Genomic DNA, 3513 nt, shown 5'->3' on the forward strand with positions numbered 1-3513 from the left:
CGCCCGACGTGGAACGTCGGCACATCGAAAAAGCGCGCATCCGGCCAGAAGCGCACCTCGGTGCCGGTCTGCCGGCGCGGCGCCTCGCCGATGACGGCAAGCTCGCTGCGCTTTTCGCCGTCGGCGAATTCCATGGCGTACTCGCGCCCGTCGCGCCACACGCGCACCGTCAGGCGCGAGGACAGCGCGTTCACCACCGACACGCCGACGCCGTGCAGGCCGCCCGAGAACTGGTACGCCTTGTTCGAGAATTTGCCGCCGGCGTGCAACCGGGTCAGGATCACCTCGACGCCCGGCAGGCCTTCTTCCGGGTGGATGTCGACCGGCATGCCGCGGCCGTCGTCGCGCACCGCCAGCGAGCCATCGTCGTGCAGCGTCACCGCGATGTGCCGGGCGTGACCGGCCAGCGCCTCGTCGACGGCGTTGTCGATCACCTCCTGCGCCAGGTGGTTCGGGCGTTCGGTCTGGGTGTACATGCCGGGGCGCTTTCGCACCGGCTCGAGGCCGGTCAGCACCTCGATGGAAGCGGCGTCGTAGGTCTGGTTCATGAAGGCGCAAGACGGGCCGCAGGGCGGCGTGGGCGGTGCCGGCGGGCATGAGGGGTGCGCTATGCTAGCCACTATGACCAGCAAGCGTAAGCCCGAAGCGCCCGCCGCCGAGCCCGCGCCGGACGCGGCGCTGCCCAATTTCGAGGCGGCGCTGGCCGAGCTCGAAACCATCGTCGAGCAGCTCGAGCGCGGTGACCTCAGTCTCGAGCACGCGCTGCGCGACTTCGAGCGAGGTGTGCAGCTCGCCCGCGGCTGCCAGCTCGCGCTCAAGAACGCCGAGCTCAAGGTCCAGCAACTGGTCGAAGCCAACGGCCAGCTGCGTCTGGAAGGCTTCGAGCCGGCCGAGTAGAGCCGCCATGCAGTCCCTGGACGATTTTCTCGCCGCCGTGCGCGCGCGCAGCGAAGCCGTGCTCGACCGCCTGCTGCCGCCGGCCGATCTGCCGGTGGCGCGTCTGGCCGAAGCCATGCGCTACGCCGCACTCGGCGGCGGCAAGCGCCTGCGCGCCGCGCTGGTGTACGCGGGCGGCGAGGCGCTCGGCGCCGACCCTGCCGCCCTGGACGCGCCCGCCGCAGCGGTGGAGCTGATCCACGCCTACTCGCTGGTGCACGACGACCTGCCGGCAATGGACGACGACGATCTGCGCCGCGGCAAGCCCACGTGTCACCGCGCCTTCGACGAGGCCACCGCCATCCTGGCCGGCGATGCGCTGCAGACGCTGGCCTTCGAGGTGTTGGCGGCGGCTGAGGCGATTGCGCCCGAGCGGCGGCTCGCCATGCTGCGCGAGCTGGCCCGCGCCAGCGGCGTGCACGGCATGGCGGGTGGGCAGGCGCTCGATCTGGCCGCCGAGGGCAAGCGCCTCACCCTGCCCGAGCTCGAAACCGTGCACCGCGGCAAGACCGGCGCGCTGATCGTCGCCAGCGTGCGCCTGGGCGCGCTGGTGGCGCCGGCGGCGGATGCGCCGCTGCTCGCCGCGCTGGCCGCGTATGGGCAGGCGCTCGGCCTGTGCTTTCAGATTCAGGACGACATCCTGGACATCGATGGCGACACCGCCACGCTCGGCAAGACCGCCGGGGCGGATTCGGCCCGCGGCAAGGCGACCTACCCGGCGCTGCTCGGTATCGACGGCGCGCGCGAGCGCGCCCGCCAGGAATGCGAACGGGCCGTGGCGGCGCTGGCACCGCTCGGCGCCGCTGCCGGGCGCCTGGCGCAACTGGCCGCGTACAGCCTGTCGCGCCGCGCCTGACGGGCGCGGCGGCAGCTGCGGGCGTGGATCGACGGCGTAAGCCCTTGATTCACGCCGCGCCGCGCGGGTGTGTCCCGCGCTGCGGCGATTCCCCAGGGCGGCCGCCGGTGCCGTACAGTGACCCGCCGCGGACTCGCCGGAGACTTCCATGTCCTATACCGCCCTCGACTATGCACTCGCCGACGGCATCGCCACGCTGACGTTGAACCGTCCCGCGGCGCGCAATGCGCTCGACATGACGCTGCGCGCCGAGCTGGCGCAGGTGCTGCGGGAGCTGGCGGCGAGCAGCGAGGTCCGCGCGCTGATCCTCACCGGCGCCGGCGGGCAGTTCTGCGCCGGCGGCGATCTGCGCGCCATGACCGCGGCGCGGCGCCCGCCGCCGGTCTCGCGCGGGCGGGTCAAGGCCATGCACCACTGGCTGCGCGATCTGGTCGATCTCGAACTGCCGGTCATCGCGGCGGTGGACGGCGCCGCCTACGGCGCCGGGTTTTCGCTGGCGCTGGCGGCCGATTTCATCCTGGCCACGCCCAGGGCGCGCTTTTGCGCCGTGTTCGGGCGCCTTGGACTCGTGCCGGACATGGGCATGTTTCATCTGCTGCCGCGCATCGTCGGGCTCGCCCGCGCCAAGGAGCTGATCTACTCGGCGCGCGTGCTGCCGGCGCCCGAGGCGCAGGCGCTGGGCATCGTCCATGGCCTGCACGAGCCGGATGCGCTGCCGGCGGCGGCGCGGGCGCTGGCCGGGCGCTTCGTGCACGCCTCGCGCGATGCGCTCGGCTTGGCCAAGAACATCCTGAACCAGGCCCAGCACCTGGACGCGCACGCGCTCGAAGACCTCGAATGCCACGCCCAGGCGCTGTGCATGAGCACCGACTACTACCAGGACGCCGCCCGGCGCACGCTGGCGCGCGAGCCGCTGGATTTCGACTGGGAGCGGCTTTCGGGCGCGGGGCAATAGCCCCAAGCGCCGATCAGCGCCGGCGTCGGACGGCGCCGAGCTGCTCGGCGAGTTGCCGAGCAAAGCGTGCGGCCGTGGCCGGCTCGAGCGTGGAGGCGGTCAGGCGCAGCGCCGGGCGCGGTGCGGTGATCGCGAATGCCTCGGCCGTGCGCACCAGCCAGCCGGCCTGCGCCAAGCGCTGGGCCAGGTGCGCGGCGTCGGTGCCAGGCGGCAGCGGCACCCAGACGTTGAGGCCCTCGCAGGGCTCGAGGGCCGCGATGTCGGCCTCGCGCAGCGCATCGATCAGCGCCTGCCGGCGCCGCGCATAGGTGTCGCTCGCCGTGCGCAGTTGCGCCAGGACGGCATCGTCGCCGAGCAGCCGGCGCACCGCCGTCTGCAGCAGATGGCTCACCCAGGCGGTGCCGGCGGCCAGGCGCAGGTGCAGGCGCTCGGCGGTGCCGGCATCGCTCGCCACCAGGGCAAGGCGCAGGTCCGGGCCCAGAGCCTTGGAGACCGAACGCACCAATGCCCAGCGGCAGGCGCCGGCCGGCACGATGGAAAAATAGGGTGTCCGGGCGAGCAGTGCGAAGTGGTCGTCCTCGATCACCAGCACGTGCGGGTGACGGGCCAGGATGGCGCGCAGCGCCTTTGCCCGCGAGGCGCCGAGGCTGCAGCCGGTCGGGTTGTGGGCGCGCGGCGTGCACAGCACCGCCTGGGCGCCGGCGGCCAGCGCCGCCTCGAGCGCTTCGGGGCGCATGCCCTCGGCGTCGATGGCGACCGGCAGCGC

5 protein-coding genes are annotated in these 3513 nt (G+C 73.3%); 3 read left to right on the forward strand and 2 right to left on the reverse strand.

What is annotated here, in order from left to right:
* The coding region (locus PHC73_RS03305) for an ATP-binding protein (RefSeq protein ID WP_300124435.1) at positions 1–548 on the reverse strand (548 nt) is incomplete at its 3' end.
* A gap of 73 nt (positions 549–621) precedes the next feature.
* Between PHC73_RS03305 and PHC73_RS03310 the strand changes: the two genes are divergently transcribed.
* From PHC73_RS03310 to PHC73_RS03320, 3 genes are all read left to right on the forward strand, one after another.
* The gene (locus PHC73_RS03310) at positions 622–897 is read left to right on the forward strand and encodes an exodeoxyribonuclease VII small subunit (RefSeq protein ID WP_300124426.1); all 276 of its coding nucleotides are present in this window, start codon (positions 622–624) and stop codon (positions 895–897) included.
* A gap of 7 nt (positions 898–904) precedes the next feature.
* Positions 905–1792: a (2E,6E)-farnesyl diphosphate synthase gene (gene ispA / locus PHC73_RS03315; protein WP_300124429.1), complete on the forward strand. Its 888-nt coding sequence runs from the start codon at positions 905–907 to the stop codon at positions 1790–1792.
* Positions 1793–1940: 148 nt separating this feature from the next.
* Positions 1941–2747, forward strand: coding sequence for an enoyl-CoA hydratase/isomerase family protein (locus PHC73_RS03320; RefSeq protein ID WP_300124431.1), 807 nt, complete (start codon positions 1941–1943; stop codon positions 2745–2747).
* Positions 2748–2760: 13 nt separating this feature from the next.
* Here the strand turns inward: PHC73_RS03320 and PHC73_RS03325 are convergent.
* Positions 2761–3513, reverse strand: a 753-nt coding sequence (locus tag PHC73_RS03325) for an aminotransferase class I/II-fold pyridoxal phosphate-dependent enzyme (protein ID WP_300124433.1), incomplete at its 5' end; no start/stop codon positions are given.

The organism is Immundisolibacter sp. (genome assembly GCF_028696615.1).
Classification (GTDB): domain Bacteria; phylum Pseudomonadota; class Gammaproteobacteria; order Immundisolibacterales; family Immundisolibacteraceae; genus Immundisolibacter.

Excerpts from the sequence above, each read along its gene's own strand:
- PHC73_RS03310 (WP_300124426.1), top strand. The coding sequence starts at position 622 with ATGACCAGCAAGCGTAAGCCCGAAGCGCCCGCCGCCGAGCCCGCGCCG.
- ispA (WP_300124429.1), top strand. The coding sequence starts at position 905 with ATGCAGTCCCTGGACGATTTTCTCGCCGCCGTGCGCGCGCGCAGCGAA.
- PHC73_RS03320 (WP_300124431.1), top strand. The coding sequence starts at position 1,941 with ATGTCCTATACCGCCCTCGACTATGCACTCGCCGACGGCATCGCCACG.